The following is a 23537-nucleotide window of genomic DNA, read 5'->3' on the forward strand; positions in this document are numbered from 1 at the left end:
TCCCCGATGGGTTTCAATCTTTCCGAATGGGCGTTGCGTAATCGCCAGATCGTACTGTTCCTGATGATCCTGCTGGCAGTGGTCGGCACCTTGTCCTACTCCAAGCTGGGACAAAGCGAAGACCCGCCGTTCACCTTCAAGGCCATGGTGATCAAGACCAACTGGCCCGGCGCCACCGCCCAGGAAGTCTCGCGGCAAGTCACCGAGCGCATCGAAAAAAAACTCATGGAGACCGGTGAGTACGAGCGCATCGTCTCGTTCTCGCGCCCCGGCGAATCCCAGGTCACCTTCATAGCCCGTGACTCCATGCATTCGGCGCAGATTCCCGAGCTGTGGTACCAGGTGCGCAAGAAGATCAGCGATATCCGCCAGACCTTGCCGCCGGATATCCAGGGGCCGTTCTTCAACGATGAATTCGGCACCACCTTCGGCAATATCTACGCCCTGACCGGCGACGGCTTTGATTACGCCGTGCTCAAGGACTACGCCGACCGTATCCAGATTCAGCTGCAGCGCGTGGCGGATGTGGGCAAGGTCGAGCTGCTGGGCCTGCAAGACGAGAAGATCTGGATCGAGCTGTCCAACCTCAAGCTGGCCACCCTCGGCTTACCGCTAGCGGCAGTGCAGCAGGCGTTGCAGGAACAGAACGCCGTCTCCACCGCCGGGTTCTTCGAAACCCCGAGCGAACGCGTGCAGCTGCGGGTGTCGGGCAACTTCAAGACCGTGGAAGAGATCCGCAACTTCCCGATTCGCGTAGGTGATCGAACCTTTCGCATCGGCGACGTGGCCGACATCCACCGTGGCTTCAATGACCCACCGGCACCGCGCATGCGCTACATGGGTGAAGACGCGATCGGCCTGGCCGTGGCCATGCGCGACGGCGGCGACATCCTGGTATTGGGCAAAGCCCTGGAAGGCGAATTCGCACGCCTGCAGAAGAACCTTCCGGCCGGCATGGAGCTGCGCAAGGTGTCAGACCAACCGGCGGCGGTGAAAACCAGCGTCGGCGAATTCGTGCAGGTACTGGCCGAAGCCTTGGCCATCGTGTTGCTGGTGAGTTTCTTCTCCCTTGGCGTGCGTACCGGCATGGTGGTGGCCCTGGCGATTCCGCTGGTGCTGGCGATGACCTTTGCCGCCATGTATTACCTCGGTATTGGTCTGCACAAGATTTCCCTCGGCGCCTTGGTGCTGGCGCTGGGTTTGCTGGTGGACGACGCAATCATCGCTGTGGAAATGATGGCGATCAAAATGGAGCAGGGTTACGACCGGCTCAAGGCCGCGAGCTTTGCCTGGACCAGCACCGCATTCCCCATGCTCACCGGTACGCTGATCACCGCAGCAGGCTTCCTGCCGATTGCCACCGCGCAATCGAGTACCGGCGAATACACCCGTTCGATTTTCCAGGTAGTGACCATTGCGTTGCTCGCCTCCTGGGTGGCCGCAGTGGTGTTCGTGCCCTACCTGGGGGAAAAACTCTTGCCGGACCTGGCGAAGATTCATGCAGCCAAGCACGGCACCGATGGTCCGGATCCCTACGGCACACCGTTTTATCAGCGCGTAAGACGCTTGGTGGAGTGGTGCGTGCGTCGGCGCAAAACCGTGATTGTCCTGACCCTGCTGCTGTTTATCGGCTCGGTGGCGCTGTTCCGTTTTGTGCCGCAGCAGTTCTTCCCGGCTTCCGGCCGTCTGGAGCTGATGGTCGACCTGAAGCTGGCCGAAGGGGCTTCCCTGAGCAACACCGCCGACCAGGTCAAGCGCCTGGAAGCCTTGCTCAAGGAACACGCGGGCATCGACAATTATGTGGCTTACGTCGGCACCGGTTCGCCGCGTTTCTACTTGCCGCTGGATCAACAACTGCCAGCCGCCAGCTTTGCCCAGTTTGTTGTGCTGGCCAAAACCATCGAGGAGCGCGAAAGCCTGCGTACCTGGCTGATCGAAACCCTCAACGAGCAATTCCCAGACCTGCGCTCACGGGTCACGCGCCTTGAAAACGGCCCGCCCGTGGGCTACCCAGTGCAGTTCCGTGTGACCGGCGAACATATTGAAGAAGTCCGCGCCCTGGCTCGGAAAGTCGCGGCAAAGGTTCGCGAAAACTCCCACGTGGTCAATGTGCACCTGGACTGGGAAGAACCGAGCAAGATCGTCTACCTCAATATCGATCAGGACCGCGCCCGTGCCCTCGGCGTGAGCACGGCCAATCTGTCGAAATTCCTGCAGAGTTCTTTGACCGGTTCCAGCGTCAGCCAATACCGCGAGGACAACGAGTTGATCGAGATCCTCCTGCGCGGCACCGTGCATGAACGCACCGAGCTGTCGTTGCTGCCTAGCCTGGCGGTGCCGACCGACAACGGTAAAAGCGTCGCGCTGTCGCAGATTGCCACCCTCGAATACGGTTTCGAGGAAGGCATCATCTGGCACCGCAACCGCCTACCCACGGTGACCGTGCGCGCTGACATCTATGGCAAGGAACAGCCGGCGACGCTGGTCCAGCAGATTCTGCCGACCCTTGAAGGCGTACGTGCCGAACTGCCGGATGGCTACCTGCTGGACGTTGGCGGCACAGTCGAGGACTCGGCCCGTGGCCAGAACTCGGTCAAGGCCGGCGTGCCGCTGTTTATCGTGGTGGTGCTTACCTTGTTGATGCTGCAACTGCGCAGTTTCTCACGCACCGCCATGGTGTTCCTGACAGCGCCGCTGGGGCTGATCGGTGTGACGCTGTTCCTGCTGGTACTCCGCCAGCCGTTCGGCTTTGTGGCCATGCTGGGGACTATCGCGCTGTCCGGGATGATCATGCGTAACTCGGTGATCCTGGTGGATCAGATCGAACAGGACATCAAGGCAGGCCTGGCGCCCTGGCAAGCAATCATCGAGGCGACCGTCCGACGTTTCCGCCCGATTGTGCTGACAGCCCTGGCGGCGGTGCTGGCCATGATTCCGCTGTCACGCAGTGTGTTCTTCGGACCTATGGCCGTGGCGATCATGGGCGGATTGATTGTGGCGACGGCGCTGACACTGTTGTTTTTGCCGGCCTTGTACGCAGCCTGGTTCCGAGTCAAGCCACCGGCCGTGTAAAGAGTTGTCGTAGGGGATTTCACAAAGAAGCTACGGAGGCGGGAACGCTTCCAAGGCGGGGGCCACTCATTGATTACCTGATTGCCAGGTCTTCCGCCGGTAGGGCTTCACCCCTGCCGGTGGGAGCTTAAATCTGATGATTCAAGGAGTGCTCATGAAAATTGATATCAATGTCAGCTCTTCCCGGTCCGCGTGCAACAGCAACCCCTGCGGACCCAGCAAGCCTCAACCGGCCAAGCCTGACCCTTGCAAGGACTCTTGCAAGCCCGGCAAGAGCCTGGCCATCGGCTTCGGTGTCATGCCTCTGGGCATGATCGCATTTGGTGGTTTTGGCCTAGGAAAGTTCTTCTGATCGTAGAAGAACCGCTTGAAGCCGGGCAGGTGAGCCCCCCACACCTGCCTGGGTTCGTTCCCGGTTTTACAGCGCGCCGAAGACTTTCTTCGCCAGGCTGGTCGCGGCGGCCGCAGGGTTCTCGCGAATGGTTTCTTCCTGCTTGGCAATCATCTTGAACAACCCGTCCAGCGCCTGTTCGGTCACGTAGTTCTCAACGTTGGCGCTCTTGGCATCCACTGCACCAAAGGCCGCGGCTTTGCCGGCCAGGGCGTTGTATTGCTGGGCGACGCCGACCTTGTCGGTTGCGGCCTTGACGATCGGCAGGAACTTGGCGCGGATCTGTTCGCGGCTGCTTTTGTTCAGGTACTGGGTGGCCGAGTCCTGGCCACCGCTGAGGATGCCCTTGGCGTCTGTCACGCTCATGTTTTTTACCGCGTTGACCAAGATCGGCTGGGCCTGGGTCACGGCGGTTTCGGCGGCCTTGTTCATGCTGGTTTCCAGCTGGGTCACCTGGTCGCCCATGCCGAACATTTTCAGTTTGTCGGCAACTTTGCCCAACTTGCCAGGCAGCCCGATCTTCACTTCCGGGTTGTTGCTGAAACCCCCGGGCACGCCCAGTTGCTTCACGGCGATCTGCGCGCCTTGGGTCAGTGCGTCCTTGAGGCCGCCGCTGGCGTCGCCCTGGGACAGGCTGCTCAAGTCCAGGGCCATGGCGTTGGCGCCGAACAGCAGGCCGGCACACAGGGCAGTAAGACGAAGGGAGTTACGGAGCATGGGCGCTTCCTTTTTGATCTGGCTTAAATTCTAGAGACTGTCAGTGTGCGACAGCATCAACCCGCAGGCGCAACGGTTGCACGTCCTGGCCATTGAGCTGCACAGCGTGGCGTTCGGTGGTGATAAACAGTAGCTTGCCCTCCACTTCGATGCGAGCGCTCACCGAATAAGTGTGGCCAGGTTTGACTTGCGCCGGGTCGTAGTTCAGGTGAAACGGCAGAGGCACCTGGCCTTTGACCGGACCTTTCTGCTCGGCCAGGGTCACGGCCTGGGCGTCCATCAGCGACACGTCTTGCAGGCTGACGCTCAAGGTCGCGGTCGGTGGCAGGGCGATGCGTTGCAGGTAGAACACTTCGCCATCAAGGCTGGCTTTGGGGGCAGGGCTCATGGATTGGCAGGCTCCGAGCAGGGCAGTCAGGCCCAGGAGGATGATCTTTTTCATGGTGTTGCTCCTTTTCAACGGCGCCGGAATCCCTCCGGCGCCTCTTTAAATCTAGCGGGTTTCTTCAGGTGCAGTGGCTTCGGGTTCGACCGGTGCTTCAGCGGCGCCATCTACACGATGCAACGCCACCTGGCGGATCGACAGGCGAATCTCCGCCGGCAGCACGCGTTTCGCCGCGCCTTCGGCCAGTTCGCCGAGCAGGTCGTGATAACTCAGCTTGCCGGCCTCGTCGCGGCGCAACACATCTTGCTCCAGCAAGGTCTGGATGAAATGTCGGAAAAGGCTCTTGTCGAAGAATTCCGGGGCGTTGAGGCCATGCAGGATCGACAGACGCTGGGCCATGATCGTGCACAGGTCTTCCAGTTCTTCGGCGCTGATGCTGTTCTGGCCACTGTTGAGCAGCAGCGAAATCGCCATGTAGAAGCGTTGCAGGGTTTGGGCAATGCTCTTGGACAGCAAGGTCAACAGCACAAAGTGCCGCGAACTCGGCGCCGGGCGCAGGTACACGTTGTTTTCGAAACGCAGCAGACCCTGTTCGACAAAGGCCTCCAGCCATTGGTCGATCACTGTGTCCAGCTCTTCCAGCGACCAACGAATGAACAGTTCCGATTGCAGGTACGGATACAGCGCGTGGGTGTAGCGCAGGATCTGTTCACGGCTCATCCGCGAACTGCTCTGAAAGAAGCTCGCCAGCAGCGCCGGCAGGGCAAAGATGTGCAGCACGTTGTTGCGGTAATAAGTCATCAGGACGGCATTCTGCTCGTCCAGGTACAGGATCTTACCCAGTGCGTCGCTCTGTTCCGACAGCAGGTCCATGTCCTTGACGTGCTTGATCAGCGCCAGGCCATCGCCTTCCGGCAGAGTGGTATGGGGTGAGTAGGGCACGCGGCGCAGCAGGGCCAGGTACAGGTCCAGCTGGCGCGCCATGGCCTGTTCATCCAAGGCCAGGCGGGTGGTGGACAGCAGCGCCAGAGCCACCAGGTTCACCGGGTTCACCGCCGCTGCTTCATTCAAGTGGCGCGCCACCTGTTCGCCAAGGCGGTTGGTGGTTTCGTTGAGCCAGGCGGGTTTATAGTTCGGGCCCAGTTCCTGGGAACGCCAGTCCGGTTGTTCGTTGTCGAGGAACTCGGCCAGTTTGATCGGCTCGCCAAAGTTGACCGCGACCTGGCCAAAGCGCTGCTTGAGCGCGCCGACCACTTTGAAAATATCGAAAATCGACTCTTTCTTCTTGCTCGCGCCGCGCAGTTCGCCCAGGTAGGTGCGGCCTTCGAGTACGCGCTCATAACCGATGTACACCGGCACAAACACGATCGGCATGCGCGATGAGCGCAAGAAGCTGCGCAGGGTGATCGCCAACATGCCGGTCTTCGGCTGCAACATGCGCCCGGTGCGCGAGCGACCGCCCTCGACGAAGTACTCCACCGGAAAGCCCTTGGTGAACAGGGTGTGCAGGTATTCGTTGAACACCGAGGTGTACAGCGGGTTGCCCTTGAAGGTGCGGCGCATGAAAAACGCACCGCCACGGCGCAACAGGCTGCCGATCACCGGCATGTTCAGGTTGATCCCGGCGGCGATGTGCGGCGGGGTCAGGCCGTTCTTGAACAGCAGGTAGGACAGCAACAGATAGTCGATGTGGCTACGGTGGCAAGGCACATAGATCACCTCGTAACCCTGGGCAACCTTTTGCACACCTTCGATGTTGTTGACCTTGATGCCGTCGTAGATCTTGTTCCAGAACCAGCTCAGCACCACTTCGAGGAAGCGGATCGCTGTGTAGGTGTAGTCCGAGGCGATCTCGTTGCCGTAGCGCAGGGCCTGGGCCTTGGCTTTTTCCGGACTTATTTTCTCCCGCTCGGCCTCATCGGCAATGGCCTGCCGCACCAGCGGCATGTTGACCAGGCCCTTCACCAGGTTACGGCGGTGGGACAAATCCGGACCGATGACCGCCGTCTTCAGGTTACGAAAGTGCACGCGCAGGATGCGTTGGGCCATGCGCACGGTACGTTCGTGGCCTTTATTGTGCTCGATCAATTCACGCAGGTTGATAGGCGCAGAGAATTGCACCCGGGTCTTGCGACCCAGAATCAGGATGCTCAACAGCCGGCGTAGACGCCCGGTGACCGCCCAGCTGTCGGCAAACAACAGCTTCCACGGGCTGGACTCGCTCTCGGGGGATTGGCCCCAGAACACGCTCACGGGAATGATTTGTGCATTCTCTTCCGCGTGTTCGGTGAGGGTGTTGACCAAGCGGGTCAGGGTAGGGGGGGCTCCGCGCTTGTCCTGGCGACCGAGCCAGTCCGGTTCCGGCGTGAGGTAGAAGAACGCCGCCGGCTCCATCAACGGGCCGACCGATACCGGCAGCACCGGGCGCGGCAGGCCGGCTTTGGTGCACTCGGCGTCGACCACGGCCAGTTCGGTGAGGGAAGGCGATTGCAGGACGTAGAACACCGGCCGGCTGCGGTCCAGGTTAAGGGTCAGTGACGACTGGTTGATCGTCTCCGAGCGAACCCAGAGGTACAACAGTCGGCGCAAGGTGCCGAACACTAGACGGCGGAACGGAGAGCGGGTCATAGGCGTGCTGCTTCAAGTGGAAAAAACCGAGCAGGCGCTCGGGCGGGTAGTGTGCCGTATTCGCCGAAAATCGGCAAAAAAGCAGCGATGTAAACTTGAGTTGATCGTATTTGAGCCTGTCTTATACTCGGCAGTTCAATGCGAGCGACTCAACAATAAAAATGCATGTGGGAGTAAGACAGATGGCAACGCGTGAAACCGGCAATGTGAAGTGGTTCAACGATGCAAAGGGCTATGGCTTTATCCAGCGCGAAGACGGCAAGGACGTGTTTGTGCACTACCGCGCCATTCGCGGTGACGGCCACCGCTCCCTGGCCGAGGGCCAGCAGGTGGAGTACGCCGTGGTGACCGGCGAGAAGGGGTTGCAGGCGGAGGATGTGGTGGGGCTTTGAGCTAGAGTCATGCAACGCCGCTGAACCCATGTGGGAGCGAGCAAGCCCGCTCCCACATTTGATTGGGTTCACAACTCAGGTCTTATGCGGTTTTCCAGGTGATTTCTTCTTCGCCATCCGCGCTGATGCGCATCCAGCGATCAGCGCTTTCTTCACCTTCTTCCTCAACCCAAGTCCCCGGTGCACAACGCACTTCCACGTTCAGCGCAGCAAATGCAGCGCGGGCGCAGGCGATGTCGTCATCCCACGGCGTCTGATCGCTTTCCAGGTACAGGCTGTTCCATTTACCGACGGCTTTGGGCAGCCAGGTAACCGGCACATTGCCGGCCTTGCATTTGTAGGTCTGGCCTCTCTGGACCCAGTCGGAGCACGGGCCCAGGGCGGCGCCCAGCCAGGCGGCGATAGCCTTGTGGTCGACGTCGGCGTCCTTAAGGTAAATCTCGATATCGGGTTGGCGCATGGATGTTCCTCGTTGCGGGATTCGAAAATCCATTCGCGGATACTGGAAAGTCAGTTATTGAAGCACGAAATAGTCGTAGCGCATCGACACGGTGACCACCAGCGGCTCGGCCGCCTCGATCACCTGTGCACGGCGCTCGGCGCTGGCGCGCCAGCCGTGGGGTGTCATGGCCAGCAGGTTGGCGCGGTCCTGGGGCTCGGCCAGGCTCAGGGTGAATTCCAGCGTCTCGCTGTGCGCCAGGCTCATGCCGTCCGGCACCAGGGCCAGGTGCTTGTCGTCGGTGTACTCACGCACTTCGTCGTACAGGCGTTCGCGCAGCTCCATCAGGTGGCCGCTGGTCGGGCCGACCTTCATCAGGCCGCCGCCGGGGCTGAGCAGGCGCTTGGCCTCTTCCCAATCCAATGGGCTGAACACGCTGGCGAGAAACTGGCAGCTGCCTGAGGCCAACGGCACACGGGCCATGCTGGCGATCAACCAGGTCAGCGACGGAGTGCGCTTGCACGCCCGCTTGACCGCTTCCTTGGAGATATCCAGCGCGTAGCCGTCGGCGCGGGGCAGGGCGTCGGCGATCTGCGCGGTGTAGTAACCCTCGCCGCAACCGATGTCGACCCAGCGCGCCGGGGCACGCTCGGCGGCCAGTTCGGCCAGGCGCCTGGCCACCGGGGCGTAGTGCCCGGCGTTGAGGAAGTCGCGGCGCGCTTCCACCATCGCCAGGTTATCGCCGGGGTCGCGGCTGTTCTTGTGCTGCACCGGCAACAGGTTCAGGTAACCCTGGCGTGCGCGGTCGAAACGGTGTCCGGCCGGGCACGCCACGCCATTGTCCACCGCGTTCAGCGGTGCGCTGCAAAGGGGGCACGCGAGCATCAGGCGAGCAACTTGATCAGGGTCTGGTAGTAGATTTCGGTCAGCACATCGAGGTCGCTGGCGAGGATGCGTTCGTTGACCTGGTGGATCGTCGCGTTGACCGGGCCCAGTTCGACCACTTGGGTACCCAGCGTGGCGATGAATCGCCCATCGGAGGTCCCGCCACTGGTGGACGCCTGGGTCTCACGCCCGGTGATCGCCTTGATGCTGGCCGAGACCGCATCCAGCAGCGCGCCCGGCTCGGTGAGGAAAGGCAGGCCCGACAACGCCCACTCCACGTGCCAGTCCAGGCCGTGCTTGTCGAGGATCGCCGCAACGCGCTGCTGCAGGCCTTCAACGGTGGATTCAGTGGAGAAACGGAAGTTGAACACCGCCGTCAGGTCCCCCGGAATCACGTTGGTCGCGCCGGTGCCGGAATTGAGGTTGGAGATCTGGAAGCTGGTCGGCGGGAAGAAGGTGTTGCCGTCGTCCCAATGTTCGGCGGCCAATTCGGCCAGTGCCGGCGAAGCCAGGTGGATCGGGTTCTTCGCCAAGTGCGGGTAGGCCACATGGCCTTGCACGCCTCGCACGGTCAGAGTAGCGCCAAGGGAGCCGCGACGGCCATTCTTGACCACATCGCCGACCAGAGTGGTGCTCGACGGTTCGCCGACGATGCACCAGTCCAGGCGCTCCTTGCGCGCGGCCAGGCGTTCGATCACGGCTTTGGTGCCGTGGTGCGCCGGGCCTTCTTCATCGCTGGTGATCAGGAAGGCTACCGAGCCCTTGTGGTCCGGGTAGTCGGCGACAAAACGCTCCGACGCCACCAGCATCGCCGCCAGGCTGCCTTTCATGTCTGCTGCGCCACGCCCGCAGAGCATGCCGTTTTCATCGATCAACGCGTCGAACGGGTCGTTCTGCCAGGCCTGCACCGGGCCGGTCGGCACCACGTCGGTGTGGCCGGCAAAGCACAGCACCGGGCCTTCGTGCTTGCCGTGGGTGGCCCAGAAGTTGTCCACGTCTTCGATGCGCATTGGCTCAAGCGCAAAACCGGCGTCGCCCAGGCGCTGCATCATCAGCTTCTGGCAATCGGCGTCAATCGGCGTGACCGATGGGCGACGGATCAGGTCGATGGCAAGTTGAAGGGTCGGCGAAAGGTCGGCATGGGCCGTCATGGGGGGAACTCCGGAGCTTTATAAATGAGCAGGCAAGGCACACAAAACGGCCGTTATCTTATAGCAAAACGGCGGCCAGAGGCCGCCGTTTAGTGCATTGCGCAAGTTTTTACGCCGCTGGCGCGGGTTCCGGCGCCGCCGCAGGTTTGGGCAGCGAAGACAGGAACGCCATGATCAGTGCCGCCACATACGGCAGCGACTGCACCAGCAACATCACCACCCAGAAGCGGATGTCATTGCTTGGCAGGCCCTGCACCAGGTAAATCCCCAGCGCCGCGCCCCACAACAGCAGCATGATGAACATTTCTTCGCGCGCTTCGGAAATCGCTACCCAGAAACCATGGTTATCCGCGTTTTTCGGGGTACGGAAGAACGGAATGCTGGTGGTGAAGAAGCCATACAGCACCGCCTTGGCGATGGTGTGCGACAACGCCAGCCCGGCCAGGGCCGCACAGAATGCATCCTTCAAGTTCACGCCGACCGCACGACGGTAGAGGAAGATGATCTTGCCGACCTTGAACACGAACAACGCCAACGGCGGGATCGCGAAAATCAGCAACGGCGGGTCAACCCGCGTCGGCACGATGATCATCGCCGCCGACCACAACAACGCGCCGACGGTGAAGAAGATGTTCATGCCATCCGCCACCCACGGCAACCAGCCCGCGAGGAAGTGGTAGCGCTGGCCACGGGTCAGCTCGGTGTCCTTGCCGCGCAAGAGGCTTGCGGTGTGACGCTTGATGATCTGGATCGCGCCGTAGGCCCAGCGGAAACGCTGTTTCTTGAAGTCGATAAAGGTATCCGGCATCAAGCCCTTGCCGTAGCTGTCGTGGTAATACGCCGCCGACAGACCTTTCTCGAATACGCGTAGGCCCAGTTCGGCATCTTCGCAGATACACCAGTCGGCCCAGCCCAGTTCTTCAAGCACCGAGCGACGGGTCATGGTCATGGTGCCGTGCTGGATGATCGCGTCACGGTCGTTACGGGTGACCATGCCGATATGGAAGAAGCCCTTGTATTCCGCGTAGCAGAGCTTCTTGAAGGTGCTTTCGTTCTGGTCGCGATAATCCTGCGGCGACTGCACCACGGCGATTTTCGGGTCGGCGAAGTGCGGCACCATGTGCTTGAGCCAGTTCGGCGACACGCAGTAGTCCGAGTCGATCACCGCGATCACTTCGGCGTCCTTGGCGGTGTGCGGGATCAGGTAGTTCAGCGCGCCACCCTTGAAACCGGCCAGGGGCGCGACGTGGAAGAACTTGAAGCGCGGGCCCAGGGTTTCGCAGTAGTCGCGCACCGGTTCCCATACCGCCGGGTCCTTGGTGTTGTTGTCGATGATCAGGACTTCGTAGTCCGGGTAATCCAGGGCGGCCAGGGCGTCGAGGGTCTGTTTGACCATCTCCGGCGGCTCGTTGTAGCACGGCACATGGATCGACACTTTCGGACGGTAGTCCGAATCGCCTTCCACCGGCAGGAATTCACGTCGACGCTTGTGGGTCCACACCGCTTCCGCCAGTTCGTGGGCCTCGGTCAGCAACACGATAAATACGCCGAGCGCGCCGAGGGCGAGCAGGATGCCCACGGTGACGCTGAACCAGGTGCTGTATTGCTGGCTGTAGTCGTAGCCGATCCACACCAGCACCGAACCGCAGAGGAACGCGATAAAGGTCAGGAAGGTGCGACCACGCTGGCGCAGGGCCGAGCCGTCGATCATCAGCAGGGTCAGGGACAACAGGGCGAGCACCACCGAACCAATGGCCAGCACGCGCCATTGCGGGATTGCGACCACGGGCCCTTCAAAGTTGAATTTCTGCTGGCGTGCGGCGTTGTACACGCCCCAGTAAGCGCCCGCCGAGCCTTCGTCGCTGACTTTCCACGGCTGATCGAAGGCCTCGATCACAAAGTAGTTGAAGCCCTGGCGGTTCAGTTTGTTCACCAGCGTGCGCAGGTAGATCGCCTGGTCGGCGGGGGAGCTTTCATTGCCCCCGCGCATGCGGCCGTTGCTCGGCCAGCCGACTTCCGACAGCAGCAGTGGTTTTTTCGGGAACAGTTTCTTCAGGTCGCGGGCACGGTCGAGTACGTACTGGCCGGCCTTGTCCATCGGGATGTATTCCCAGAACGGCAGGATGTGCGCGGCGATCAGGTCGACGTGCTTGGCCAGTTGCGGGTTTTTCTCCCAGATGTGCCATTGCTCGGACGTGGTCACCGGCACTTTCACGGCGGCGCGCACCCGGTCCAGCAGCACGATCAGCGCTTCAGGGGTGATTTCTTCACGGAACAGCGCTTCGTTGCCGACCACCACCCGCACCACACTGCGCGAGCTGTTGGCGATTTCGATGGCGCGCTGGATTTCCCGCTCGTTGCGCTCAAGGTCCGGGCTGATCCAGATCCCCAGGGTCACACGCAGGCCGAATTCTTCCGCCAGTTTGGGGATATCCCCCAGAGTGCCGTCGACCGAGTAGGTACGGATGTTGTCCGTTAGCTTGCTCATGATCTCGAGGTCGCGACGCATCTGGTCGTCGGTCGGGTACTGGTCTTTCTGCGGGTACTGGCCTTGCTGGAACGGCGAGTAGGAAAAACCGGAGATCTGTTCAGGCCAGTTGGGGGTGGTGACGGGGCGGTTGATCAGCGCCCAGAAACCGGTGAACAGCGCGGCGATTGCCAGCACGATCACCAGATTGAGTCCAAATTTACGCGATGCCATGGCTATTTCGGGTTCCAAAGGGTGTGGAACGAAAAGAGGTGTCGGCCTGCGCCGAACGGCGCGCATCCTACACCGGCCCTTCCCTGACCGTACAGCAAGCAGAGAAAAACCGGACATTAGTCAGCGAAAGACCATCTAAGTTCTTTACTTGTAGCTTGTCGCTTCGAACTTGTCGCTCTGTAGTCCATAATGCGCGCCGGTTTTTGGGGTAATGGTCATGAGCACAGAAGATCCGCGGTTTGCAGGCGTCGCCCGCTTGTATGGCATTGAAGGCCTGGAACGCTTGAAAGCGGCCCATGTGGCCATCGTCGGCGTTGGCGGCGTAGGCTCCTGGGCGGCGGAAGCCGTGGCCCGTTGCGGGGTGGGCGAGATTTCGCTGTTTGACCTGGACGACGTCTGCGTCAGCAACAGCAACCGCCAGTTGCACGCGCTGGACAGCACCGTAGGCAAGCCCAAGGTCGAGGTGATGGCTGAGCGCCTGCGCGGCATCAACCCGGATTGCACCGTGCATGCGGTGGCGGATTTCGTGACCCGCGACACCATGGCCGAATACATCACGCCGGACATCGATTGCGTGATCGACTGCATCGACGCGGTCAACGCCAAGGCCGCGCTCATCGCCTGGTGCAAGCGCCGCAAGATCCAGATCATCACCACCGGCGGTGCCGGCGGGCAGATCGACCCGACGCTGATCCAGGTCTGCGACCTGAACCGCACCTTCAATGACCCGCTGGCCTCGAAAGTGCGCTCGACCCTGCGCCGCGACTACAACTTCTCCCGCACCGTGACCCGCCATTACAGCGTGCCGTGTGTGTTTTCCACCGAACAGCTGCGTTATCCCAAGCCGGACGGCAGCATCTGTTTGCAGAAGAGTTTTGTCGGGGATGGCGTGAAGCTGGACTGCGCGGGCGGTTTTGGTGCGGTGATGATGGTGACGGCCACGTTCGGCATGGTTGCAGCCACCAAGGCGGTGGACAAGATTGTGGCCGGGGTGCGCCGGCCATCGGAGCGGGTCAAGGCGTCGTAACGGCGCTCAGTTGCCGCATACGCTGCAGCACAGCGTTCAGGCCATTGCTGCGCGACGGTGACAGTTGGCGGGACAGCCCCAACTGTGCAAACCAGTCAGGCAGATCCACCGCCTGCAATTCTGCGGCGGACAGGCCATTGACCCGCGCCAGCAGCAACGCCACCAACCCACGAATCATCCGCGCGTCGCTGCTGGCGGCGAATTGCCAGTGACCATCGCGCAAATCTGCGACCAGCCACACCAGGCTTTCGCAGCCCTGTACGAGATTGGCGTCGACTTTATCCGCATCGGCCAGGGCAGGCAGGCGCTCGCCCCATTGCATCAGCATCCGCGCACGCTGCTCCCAACTGTTGACGGCCTGAAAAGCCTCAAGTGCGGCTGCGGCATCCACCGGTAAGCTCATCGCAGCATATCCAACGCTTGATCCAGCGCTTCAAAGAAGCGTTCCAGGTCATCGGAATCGTTATACAGCGCCAGGGACACGCGAATCGCCCCCGACAGATGCATCGCCTTGAGCAACGGCATGGCGCAGTGATGCCCGGCGCGTACGGCAATGCCTTGCTCGGTGAGCAGGTGCGCGAGGTCGGCGTTATGCACGCCATCGACCACAAAGCTGACCAACGCCACCTGGGGCGAACCCAGCACGCGCACGCCATTGCGCGCCTTGAGCCCGCGCAACAGGTAGTCATGCAACGCCGCTTCATGGGCGATCACCGCCTGTTGATCCAGCGAACTCAGGTAGTCTAGGCTGGCGCCCAGGCCGATCACGCTGGCAATCGGCGGGGTGCCGGCCTCAAAGCCAAGAGGCGCCGGGCGGAAGCTGGCGCTGTGGTAGTCGGCCTGCTGCACCATCTCGCCGCCAAACTGCCAGTGGCGTACGTGGTGCAGCGCTTCATTGCGACCAAACAGCACACCGACGCCGTCCGGGCCATACAGTTTGTGGCTGGAAAACACATAGAAGTCGCAACCCAGGGCCTGCACGTCGTGACGACCATGGACGATGCCTTGGGCGCCGTCGATCACGGTCAGGGCGCCGTGGGGCTGGGCGAGTGCCAGCAGGGCTTCCAGTGGCTGCCAGGCGCCGAGCACGTTGGACAGCTGGCTCACTGCCAGTAATCGTGTGCGCGGGCCGATCAGCTCGGCAGCGGCAGCCAGGTCGATCACGCCGTTATCATCCAGTGGCAGTACCACCAGGTTCAGTGCGCGACGCTTGGCCAGTTGCTGCCAGGGCAGCAGGTTGGCGTGGTGTTCCAGGGCGCTGATGACAATCTCATCGCCCGCATTGAATAAGTGCTCAAGGCCATAGGCCAAGAGGTTCAGCGCAGAAGTGGCGCCGTGGGTGAACACGATCTGCCCGCTGTCGCCTGCATTCAACCACTGTGCGACCTTGCTGCGGCTGTCTTCGAACGCCTGGGTCGCATGGGCGCCTGGCAAATGCTGGGCGCGGTGCACATTGGCTGCGCCGTTGGCGTAGTAATGGCTGATGGCATCCAACAAAGCCTGGGGTTTTTGCGTGGTGGCGGCGTTGTCCAGGTAGGTCTGGTCTTGCCGTTGCAGGGTGGCGATGGCCGGAAAGTCGGCGCGCCAGGGGGAGGGCACTAGCATGGTGTTCAAGACTCGTATAAGCGAGCCCCAGGGTCGGGGCTCGCTAGGGGCATCGAGTGGCTGCTTAGTTGTGAGCGTGCAGCGCTTCGTTCAGTTCGATGGCCGATTTGTGGGTTTTGCACTCCACGGCACCGGTCTCGGAGTTGCGGCGGAACAGCAGGTCCGGTTGGCCGGCCAGCTCACGCGCCTTGACCACTTTGACCAGTTGGTTCTGCTCGTCCAGCAGCGCAACCTTGGTGCCGGCGGTGACGTACAGGCCCGATTCCACAGTGTTACGGTCGCCCAACGGGATACCGATACCGGCGTTGGCGCCGATCAGGCAGCCTTCGCCAACCTTGATCACGATGTTGCCGCCGCCCGACAGGGTGCCCATGGTGGAGCAACCGCCGCCCAGGTCCGAACCCTTGCCGACGAATACGCCTGCCGATACACGGCCTTCGATCATGCCTGGGCCTTCGGTGCCAGCGTTGAAGTTGACGAAACCTTCGTGCATCACGGTGGTGCCTTCGCCCACATAGGCACCCAGGCGGATGCGTGCTGCGTCAGCGATACGCACGCCGCTCGGCACCACGTAGTCGGTCATTTTCGGGAACTTGTCCACCGAGAACACTTCCAGCAGTTCGCCGCGCAGGCGGGCTTCCAGCTGGCGTTCTGCCAGTTCGTTGATGTCGATCGCGCCCTGGCTGGTCCAGGCCACGTTCGGCAGCTGCGGGAACACACCGGCCAGGCTCAGGCCGTGGGGCTTGACCAGGCGGTGGGACAGCAGGTGCAGCTTGAGGTAAGCCTCAGGCGTGGAGGTCAGTGCGGAGTCTTCGGCCAGCAGGGTGGCGACCAGCGGCGTGTGGCTTTCGGCCAGGCGGTTGAGCAGCGCGGCTTGGGTAGCGTCGACATTCTTGAGCGCATCAGCCAGTTGCAGCGCTTGGCTGATGGTGAAGGTGATCGCCTGGTTGCCTTCGGTGTAGCCGAGGATCGGCGCGATGGCTGCGACGATTTCTGCCGACGGGTTGAGCAGCGGTTGTGCGTAAAACACTTCCAGCCAAGCACCTTGGCGGTTCTGAGTGCCGACGCCGAAGCCCAGGCTGAACAGGGAATTGGACATGCTGTTACCTCTACAAAAATGGAAAGGGCTGGCCTACTTGAGGGCCGCCGAATAACTATCTGGCTTGAAGCCAATCAGGGTTCTGTCACCGAGATCAAGCACCGGGCGCTTGATCATCGAGGGTTGTGCGAGCATCAATTCAATGGCTTTCGACTGATCGAGATCGGCTTTGCGTTCGTCTTCGAGTTTGCGAAAGGTGGTGCCCGCACGGTTCAAAACCACCTGCCAACCGTGCTCGTCGCACCATTGGGTCAAGTGTTCGCGGTCGATACCGGCCGTTTTGTAGTCGTGGAACTCATAGCTGACGCCGTGCTCATCGAGCCAGGTGCGCGCCTTTTTCATGGTGTCGCAGGCTTTGATGCCGAAAAGGTGCAACGTTTTGCTTGAAGCGGTCAAGGAATTGCCCCCCTTTGGACCAAGTAGAAACGAAAGGTCACGGATTATGCCACGACCAGCGCGTTTGGGTGCCGCTCGTCAGCGCTGTGCGACTTTTGTGCAAAAGCCAGCGAGTAACATAGCCGGGTAATATGGCACTTCAACGGTCAGTTGTTGCCTGATGTGTGTCGTTGCAAGTCGATTGTCCGGGAAAACCGCGTTATGCAAACCGCCTACACCGTTCTTATCCTGCTGATGCTGGTCAGCGTTTCGCGTCTGGTCGGGCGTGTCATTCCTCTGCCGTTGCCCTTGGTTCAGATTGCCGCCGGTGCCCTGCTGGCCTGGCCGACGCTGGGGCTGCATGTGGCGCTGGACCCCGAGTTGTTCCTGTTTCTGTTCCTGCCGCCGCTGTTGTTCTCGGATGGTTGGCGCATGCCCAAGCGCGAGTTGTGGCGGCTGCGTGGGCCGATCCTGACGTTGGCGGTGGGCCTGGTGCTGTTTACCGTGGTGGGCGCCGGTTACTTCATCCATTGGATCTTGCCAACTATCCCGTTGCCGGTGGCCTTCGCCCTGGCGGCCGTGTTGTCGCCGACGGATGCCGTGGCGGTGTCGGCCATTTCCCAGAATCGCTTGCCCACGCCGCTGATGCACATGCTCCAGGGCGAGGCCTTGATGAATGATGCTTCGGGCCTGGTGACCTTCAAGTTCGCCCTGGCGGCGGCGCTGACCGGGGTGTTTTCCCTGGCGGATGCCAGCCTCACATTCGTCCTGGTGGCTGTCGGTGGCCTGGCAGTCGGCGTGGCCCTGAGCTGGCTGGTCGGCCGTTTGCGCGCGTGGATGATCGCCCGTGGCTGGGACGACCCGGCCACCCACGTGGTGTTCATGTTGCTGCTGCCATTTGCGGCCTATGTGCTGGCCGAACGCTTGGGCGCATCGGGCATTTTGTCGGCGGTGGCGGCGGGCATGATGCAAAGCTGGCTCGACCTGTTGCCGCGCCAGACCAGCACGCGCCTGCTCAATCGCAGCGTGTGGTCGTTGCTGGAGTTCGCCTTCAACGGTTTGATCTTCCTGCTGCTGGGCCTGCAACTGCCAGACATCATCAAGGCAGTCGTCAGTCACGAGACGACGTTGTGGCCAACCCTGTTTTATCGCTGCCTGGATGTCATCGCGATCTTCCTGGTGCTGGTGGTGCTGCGCTTTATCTGGGTGCAGAGCATCTGGCGGTTGTCGGGCTTGCTGCGCAGGTTGCGTGGCAAAAGCGAACTGACGCTGGTGCCGACTGCGCGTTCCTGCTGGCTGTTGACGGTCGGCGGCGTGCGCGGTGCGGTGACGTTGGCGGGTGTGATGTCGGTGCCGTTGTTGCTGGCGCCGGGGCAGGATTTTCCCGAGCGTGACCTGCTGATTTTCATCGCGGCAGGCGTGATTCTGTTGTCGCTGGTCGCCGCCTGTATCGCGTTGCCGCTACTGTTGCGTGGCATCGAAAAAAGCCCGGACGAAAAACGCCACAAGGAAGTGCGCGAAGCCTGGAAGAGGACTGCCGTTGCGGCCATCCACGCGCTTGAAACGCAGGAACCGGCAGACGCCGAAACCCAGGACGCCGCTCAAGCCGCGCTTGCCACGGAGCTCAAGGCACGGCTGATGTCGGAATATCGCCACCAATTGGACGTGTTCAACGACTCCGCCGAAGCCCAGGCCCTGGCGCAGCAGATGGACCTGCTGGAGCGCAAACTGCGGCTCAAGGCCCTGCGGGCGCAGCGGTTGGAGTTGTACAGTTTGAGTCGTCATCACCAGATTGGTGATGACGTGCTGCGTGAGGTGCTGGCGGATCTGGATATGAGTGAGGCGAACCTGGGCAAGATCAGGTGACTGGCGACTCAGCTGGCTGTTCCTTGGGATAGGCTTTTTTCGCCCAAGCAATATCGCCCTCACTCAAGGACCAGGTTTCGGACTGGCCCCAGTTCCCATCCGTTACGTCCGGCTTGATTTCATAGTGCATGACAGAGTCTCCGTCATAGGGAAGCAGATCGTATTTCGGCCGTTTGGGCACAGGGAGAACATTGTTGTCTACTTCAGACTTGCCCATGTTGTGAGTTTTCTTGTAGTACTCGTAGGTCTTTTCTGTGTTCCACGGAATGTTTGAGTCTGGATGTTGATGGGCGTGATGAGCTCCCAGCATATGTCCAAACTCATGCATCACAACGTATGCGAACTTGGGGTGTTTGTGGTCAATCGGTAGTGTCATGGATGGGATTGCCTGACCCATGCGATTCGACATTTTGCCGATTGCTGAGTGGCCGCCGCTGGTTGTGGCGGCTTCAATTCGAACATCGCCTTTGTTGCCAGCCACGAATTCGAATTTGAGATTGATATGGGGCAACCATTCGCTCGCGGCTGCTTTGACCGCCTTCGCATATTCACTGTCCGGGGCGTGATCGAATAGGGCGATTTTGATCGTGCTGTTCTGCGGCCAGTACTTGCGAGGCTCGCCAATATTGCGCCGGTGCCTTGAAAGAGTGGGCGCATCGGTGGTGAGGTCAGCGCTTTGAGTGGTGGCTGGTGAGAAGTGAGTAGCTGGATGAGCGGCTGCATTGATCATGGTTTTTCCCGTGGTCAGGTAGGACGAAGGTGTTGGTTTATTCGTCCAGACCGCAAGAACGTTCCTGATCATGGCGTGCGAGAGTGTGAGCCCACGTATATGTGGAGCGCGTGGGCTCTGCCTTTCACTGCTTGCGTTGAATAAACCCGCGAATCCGCTCCGCCGCTTCCACACACTCCGCCAGCGGCGCAACCAGCGCCATGCGCACACGGCCGGCGCCAGGGTTGAAGCCGTCCACTTCCCGTGACAGGTACGAACCCGGCACGACGGTCACGTGTTCTTCCACGAACAGGTCACGGCAGAACGCGGCGTCGTCGCCATTTACATTCGGCCACAAATAGAAGCCGCCATCCGGACTCTCTACGTCCAGCACTGGCTTGAGAATCGCCAACACCGCGTCGAATTTTTCGCGATACAAGTCACGATTGGCGAGCACGTGGGCTTCATCCTGCCAGGCCGCAATACTGGCCAGCTGCGTCTGCACCGGCATCGCGCAGCCGTGGTAGGTGCGGTACAGCAGGAACGCCTTGAGGATGTCGGCGTCGCCGGCCACAAAACCGGAGCGCAGGCCCGGCAGGTTGGAGCGCTTGGACAGGCTGTGGAACACCACGCAGCGCTTGAAGTCCTGGCGGCCCAGTTCAACGCAGGCGCTCAGCAGGCCGGGTGGCGGGGTTTGTTCGTCGAAGTACAACTCGCTGTAGCACTCGTCGGCAGCGATGACGAAGTCGTATTCGTCGGCCAGGGCGATGAGTTTTTTCAGGGTATCGACCGGGATCAGCGCGCCGGTCGGGTTGCCGGGCGAGCACAGGAACAGGATCTGGCAGCGTTTCCAGATGTCTGGCGTCACGGCGTCGAAGTCCGGGTTGAAGCCATTGGCGTCCAGGCACGGCAGGTAGTGCGGCTTGGCCCCGGCGAGGAACGCGGCGCCTTCATAGATCTGATAGAACGGGTTCGGGCTCACGACCAGCACGTCTTCGCCACGGTTGACCACGGTTTGGGTAAAGGCGAACAGCGCTTCACGGGTGCCGTTGACCGGCAGGATGTTGCGCGCCGGGTCGAGCCAGCCCTTGGGCACGTTGAAGCGGCGTTCGCACCAGGCACCGATGGCTTCGCGCAGGGCCGGGATGCCCAGCGTGGTCGGGTACACGGCCATCTGGTCGAGGTTGTTGCTCAATGCTTCGGCCACGAAAGTGGGCGATTTATGTTTCGGTTCGCCGATGGAGAGCGCAATCGGGCGCTTGTCCGGGTTCGGCGTGACGCTGCCCAGCAGGGCGCGCAGTTTCTCGAACGGGTAGGGCTGGAGCTGGTTCAGAGCGTTGTTCATCGGTGGATCTCGTGCAAGGCGTTAAAAACTGGGGCGACGCTTTTCAAATAGTCAGGCGTGTCAGCTCGACGCCGGGTTCCTGGGTGACGCTCAGCTGCTGGACGATGGCTTCCTGCAGGCGCAGGCACAGTTCCGGGTCGGACAGCGGCTGGTTGTCGGCATCGGTGATGAAGAACACGTCTTCCACGCGCTCGCCGAGGGTCGCGATCTTGGCGTTTTGCAACGACAGGTCGAACTCCAGGAAAATCCCGCCGATGCGGGCCAGCAGGCCTGGGCGATCCGGGGCGCTGAGTTCCAGTACCGTCACCGGGCGCTGGGCGTCATTGGAAATGGTCACCTGTGGCGCAAACGCAAAGTGCTTGAGTTGGCGCGGTACCCGGCGCTGGATGATGGTCGGGTAGTCGTCAGGGTTGCGCAGGGCCTCGGTCAGGCCTTCGCGGATCTTTTTCACGCGTGCCGGGTTGTCGCCAATAGAGTCGCCATCGGTGTCGAGCACGATATAGGTGTCGAGGGTGAACTGGCTGCTGGAGGTGATGACCCGTGCGTCATGGATGTTCAGGTTGAGTTGGTCCATGGCCGCTACGGTCACGGCGAAGAAGTCGTGCTGGTCCGGCGCGTAGATGAAGATCTGCGTGCCGCCTTCGAATTCGCGCTGGGTGGTTTCCTTGATCAGCACCAACGGGCCGCCATCGGCAGGCTGTTGCAGGATCGCATCGGTGTGCCAGGCTACGTCGCCGGCGGTGTGGCGCAGGAAGTAATCGTCACCCAGCTGCGACCACAACTGTTCCACGTCGTCCGGATCGTTGCCGCCGCGCACCAGAATGTCCAAGGCCGCGCTTTGGGTGCGGCGGATCTGCTCTTCGCGGTCCACCGGGTTTTCCAGGCCACGGCGCAAGGCTCGCTTGGTCTCGGTGTAGAGCTGGCGCAACAGGCTGGCACGCCAGGAGTTCCACAGTGTCGGGTTGGTAGCGTTGATGTCGGAGACGGTCAGCACGTACAGATAGTCGAGGCGGGTTTCATCGCTGACGATCTGCGCAAAGTCGTGGATCACCTGCGGGTCGGACAAGTCCTTGCGCTGGGCGGTGGTCGACATCACCAGATGGTTCTGCACCAGCCAGACGATCAGGCGGCTGTCCCACACGGGCAGTTGGTGGCGCTGGCAAAAGGCCTCGGCGTCAACCGCGCCCACCTCGGAGTGGTCGCCATGCCGACCCTTGCCGATGTCGTGGTACAGGCCAGCCAGGTAGATCAGCTCGGGCTTGGGCAGCTTGGCCATGAGTTTGCTGGCCAGCGGGAATTTCTCTGACACTTGCGTGTACTGAAGCTTACGCAGGTGCTTGATCAGATTCAGGGTGTGGGCGTCCACCGTATAGATGTGGAACAGGTCGTGCTGCATCTGCCCGACGATAAAGCCGAACTCCGGCAGGTAGCGCCCCAGGATGCCGTAACGGTTCATGCGTCGCAGGTTGCGGTGGATACCGATCTTGCACTTGAACAGCTCGATGAAAAGGCTGGTGTTGCGGATATCGTTGCGGAAATCGTCGTCGATCAGGTGACGGTTCTCCCGCAGCAGGCGGATGGTGTCGGCGCGCACGCCTTTGATTTCCGGCTGCTGGGCCATCAGCACGAAGATTTCCAGCATGGCGAACGGCGTACGGCGGAACACGTTGTCGTTGCGTGCCTCGATATAGCCGTCGTGCAGTTGGAAGCGCGCGTTGATCGGCTGCGGCGGCGCTTCGTCTTCGGGGGCCAGGATCACCTCTTCGAAGTGCTGGATGATCAGGTCGCTGAGCTGGGCAATGCTCATGACCACCCGGTAATACTGCTGCATGAAGCTTTCGATGCTGGTCTTCGCGTCCTCGCCCTCAAAGTCCAGCAGGGTGGCGATGGAGCGCTGGTGGTCGAACAGCAGACGGTCCTCGGAGCGCCCGGCGAGCATGTGCAGGGCGTAGCGCACTTTCCACAGGAACTCCTGGGACGAGGCCAGCAGGGCGTTTTCGCTCTCTACCAGGAAGCCTTCGCCAGCCAGGGCGCGCAGGTTCAGGGTGCCGTACTGGCGACGGGCAACCCACAAAATCGTCTGGATATCCCGCAGGCCGCCGGGCGAGCCTTTGACGTTGGGTTCCAGGTTGTATTCGGTGTCGTTGTACTTGTGGTGCCGGGCCTTCTGCTCGGCACGCTTGGCCAGGAAGAAGTCTTTGCTCGGCCACATGTGCGCGGTGCTGGTGACTTCGAGCATGCGCTGGCGCAGGCGCTCGGGGCCGGCGATGGTGCGGCTTTCCATGAGGTTGGTGATCACGGTAAGGTCGGCACGGGCCTCTTCGGCGCATTCGTCGACCGAGCGCACGCTTTGGCCGACTTCCAGGCCGATGTCCCACAACAGCGTCAGAAAACGCTCGATGGAATCGCGAAAGATCTCATGATCGGCGCTGTCCAGCAGGATCAGCAGGTCGATGTCCGAGTAGGGGTGCAGCTCGCCGCGCCCATAGCCGCCGACCGCCACCAGGGCGATGTCGGCGTCTTCGCTCCAACTGAACTGCTCCCAGGCCTTTTGCAGGATGTTATCGACGAACCAGGCGCGGTCCTCGATCAGACGGCGGATGTCCCGGCCGCTGCGAAAGCGCTCGTCGAGCACCTCGCGGGCCTGGCGGATAGCCTTCTTGAACGCGGCGATAGGGCTCGCCTTCAGGGCCAGTTCGGCCTGGAACTGGCCACGGTCGAAGAGTTCGGGGTCCACCTGGGGCATCGAT

19 protein-coding genes are annotated in these 23537 nt (G+C 61.4%); 5 read left to right on the forward strand and 14 right to left on the reverse strand.

Annotated elements, in window-relative coordinates; translation table 11 throughout:
* The first annotated feature begins 6 nt into the window (after nucleotides 1–6).
* The gene (locus tag HX812_RS09030; RefSeq protein ID WP_038849241.1) at nucleotides 7–3072 is read left to right on the forward strand and encodes an efflux RND transporter permease subunit; all 3066 of its coding nucleotides are present in this window, start codon (nucleotides 7–9) and stop codon (nucleotides 3070–3072) included.
* A 154-nt stretch (nucleotides 3073–3226) separates the two neighbouring features.
* Nucleotides 3227–3424 (forward strand): hypothetical protein, encoded by a 198-nt coding sequence (locus HX812_RS09035; RefSeq protein ID WP_038849239.1) that lies wholly within the window; start codon nucleotides 3227–3229, stop codon nucleotides 3422–3424.
* A gap of 66 nt (nucleotides 3425–3490) precedes the next feature.
* Here HX812_RS09035 and HX812_RS09040 read toward each other — a convergent pair whose 3' ends face one another.
* From HX812_RS09040 to plsB, 3 genes are read right to left on the reverse strand one after another with little or no spacing between them, the layout of a single operon-like run.
* Nucleotides 3491–4180, reverse strand: coding sequence for a DUF4197 domain-containing protein (locus HX812_RS09040; RefSeq protein ID WP_033902808.1), 690 nt, complete (start codon nucleotides 4178–4180; stop codon nucleotides 3491–3493).
* A gap of 40 nt (nucleotides 4181–4220) precedes the next feature.
* Nucleotides 4221–4622: a YbaY family lipoprotein gene (locus HX812_RS09045; protein ID WP_038849237.1), complete on the reverse strand. Its 402-nt coding sequence runs from the start codon at nucleotides 4620–4622 to the stop codon at nucleotides 4221–4223.
* A 51-nt stretch (nucleotides 4623–4673) separates the two neighbouring features.
* A complete protein-coding gene (gene plsB / locus HX812_RS09050; protein ID WP_038849234.1) occupies nucleotides 4674–7193 on the reverse strand; it encodes a glycerol-3-phosphate 1-O-acyltransferase PlsB in 2520 nt (839 codons plus the stop codon).
* Between the two features lie 182 nt (nucleotides 7194–7375).
* Between plsB and HX812_RS09055 the strand changes: the two genes are divergently transcribed.
* Complete coding sequence (locus HX812_RS09055) at nucleotides 7376–7585, forward strand: cold-shock protein (RefSeq protein ID WP_032891681.1); 210 nt, start codon at nucleotides 7376–7378, stop codon at nucleotides 7583–7585.
* A gap of 82 nt (nucleotides 7586–7667) precedes the next feature.
* Here the strand turns inward: HX812_RS09055 and HX812_RS09060 are convergent, their stop codons facing one another.
* The 4 genes from HX812_RS09060 to HX812_RS09075 form a co-directional block, all read right to left on the reverse strand.
* Nucleotides 7668–8045 (reverse strand): hypothetical protein, encoded by a 378-nt coding sequence (locus HX812_RS09060; protein ID WP_038849230.1) that lies wholly within the window; start codon nucleotides 8043–8045, stop codon nucleotides 7668–7670.
* Between the two features lie 54 nt (nucleotides 8046–8099).
* Nucleotides 8100–8909: a putative RNA methyltransferase gene (locus tag HX812_RS09065; RefSeq protein WP_038849228.1), complete on the reverse strand. Its 810-nt coding sequence runs from the start codon at nucleotides 8907–8909 to the stop codon at nucleotides 8100–8102.
* Nucleotides 8909–10060: a succinyl-diaminopimelate desuccinylase gene (gene dapE, locus HX812_RS09070; RefSeq protein ID WP_038849226.1), complete on the reverse strand. Its 1152-nt coding sequence runs from the start codon at nucleotides 10058–10060 to the stop codon at nucleotides 8909–8911. Before dapE ends, HX812_RS09065 begins: the two co-directional genes overlap by 1 nt.
* A 109-nt stretch (nucleotides 10061–10169) precedes the next feature.
* Nucleotides 10170–12761, reverse strand: coding sequence for a glycosyltransferase (locus HX812_RS09075; protein WP_038849223.1), 2592 nt, complete (start codon nucleotides 12759–12761; stop codon nucleotides 10170–10172).
* 217 nt (nucleotides 12762–12978) lie between these two features.
* On the opposite strand from HX812_RS09075, the gene tcdA reads away from it, so the two are divergent.
* Nucleotides 12979–13788 carry a tRNA cyclic N6-threonylcarbamoyladenosine(37) synthase TcdA gene (gene tcdA, locus HX812_RS09080; protein WP_038849221.1) on the forward strand — a complete coding sequence of 270 codons (810 nt, stop codon included), beginning with the start codon at nucleotides 12979–12981 and terminating at the stop codon, nucleotides 13786–13788.
* Here tcdA and HX812_RS09085 read toward each other — a convergent pair.
* The 4 genes from HX812_RS09085 to HX812_RS09100 all read right to left on the reverse strand — a co-directional run bounded on the left by HX812_RS09085 (nucleotide 13775) and on the right by HX812_RS09100 (nucleotide 16834).
* Complete coding sequence (locus HX812_RS09085) at nucleotides 13775–14191, reverse strand: SufE family protein (protein WP_038849218.1); 417 nt, start codon at nucleotides 14189–14191, stop codon at nucleotides 13775–13777. The genes tcdA and HX812_RS09085 overlap by 14 nt on opposite strands.
* Nucleotides 14188–15393, reverse strand: a complete 1206-nt coding sequence (locus HX812_RS09090; protein WP_038849215.1) for an aminotransferase class V-fold PLP-dependent enzyme — start codon at nucleotides 15391–15393, stop codon at nucleotides 14188–14190. Before HX812_RS09090 ends, HX812_RS09085 begins: the two co-directional genes overlap by 4 nt.
* A 64-nt stretch (nucleotides 15394–15457) precedes the next feature.
* Nucleotides 15458–16492 carry a 2,3,4,5-tetrahydropyridine-2,6-dicarboxylate N-succinyltransferase gene (gene dapD, locus HX812_RS09095; protein ID WP_038849214.1) on the reverse strand — a complete coding sequence of 345 codons (1035 nt, stop codon included), beginning with the start codon at nucleotides 16490–16492 and terminating at the stop codon, nucleotides 15458–15460.
* A gap of 33 nt (nucleotides 16493–16525) precedes the next feature.
* Entirely contained in the window at nucleotides 16526–16834 is a 309-nt protein-coding gene (locus tag HX812_RS09100) for an arsenate reductase (protein WP_231124426.1), read from the reverse strand.
* Between the two features lie 255 nt (nucleotides 16835–17089).
* Between HX812_RS09100 and HX812_RS09105 the strand changes: the two genes are divergently transcribed.
* Nucleotides 17090–18733, forward strand: coding sequence for a Na+/H+ antiporter (locus HX812_RS09105; RefSeq protein WP_038849210.1), 1644 nt, complete (start codon nucleotides 17090–17092; stop codon nucleotides 18731–18733).
* On the opposite strand, the gene HX812_RS09110 is transcribed toward HX812_RS09105, so the two are convergent.
* The 3 genes from HX812_RS09110 to HX812_RS09120 all read right to left on the reverse strand — a co-directional run bounded on the left by HX812_RS09110 (nucleotide 18726) and on the right by HX812_RS09120 (nucleotide 23533).
* On the reverse strand, nucleotides 18726–19463 hold the full coding sequence (locus tag HX812_RS09110; RefSeq protein WP_050572481.1) for a M12 family metallopeptidase: 738 nt from the start codon (nucleotides 19461–19463) through the stop codon (nucleotides 18726–18728). The two genes, HX812_RS09105 and HX812_RS09110, sit on opposite strands and share 8 nt — an antisense overlap.
* Nucleotides 19464–19587: 124 nt before the next feature.
* The gene (dapC, locus tag HX812_RS09115) at nucleotides 19588–20787 is read right to left on the reverse strand and encodes a succinyldiaminopimelate transaminase (protein WP_038849207.1); all 1200 of its coding nucleotides are present in this window, start codon (nucleotides 20785–20787) and stop codon (nucleotides 19588–19590) included.
* A gap of 43 nt (nucleotides 20788–20830) precedes the next feature.
* The gene (locus HX812_RS09120; RefSeq protein WP_038849204.1) at nucleotides 20831–23533 is read right to left on the reverse strand and encodes a [protein-PII] uridylyltransferase; all 2703 of its coding nucleotides are present in this window, start codon (nucleotides 23531–23533) and stop codon (nucleotides 20831–20833) included.
* Between the last annotated feature and the right edge of the window lie 4 nt (nucleotides 23534–23537).

Origin of the sequence: Pseudomonas sp. IPO3749 (assembly GCF_013386605.1) — a bacterium.
Lineage (GTDB): Bacteria > Pseudomonadota > Gammaproteobacteria > Pseudomonadales > Pseudomonadaceae > Aquipseudomonas > Aquipseudomonas azotoformans_A.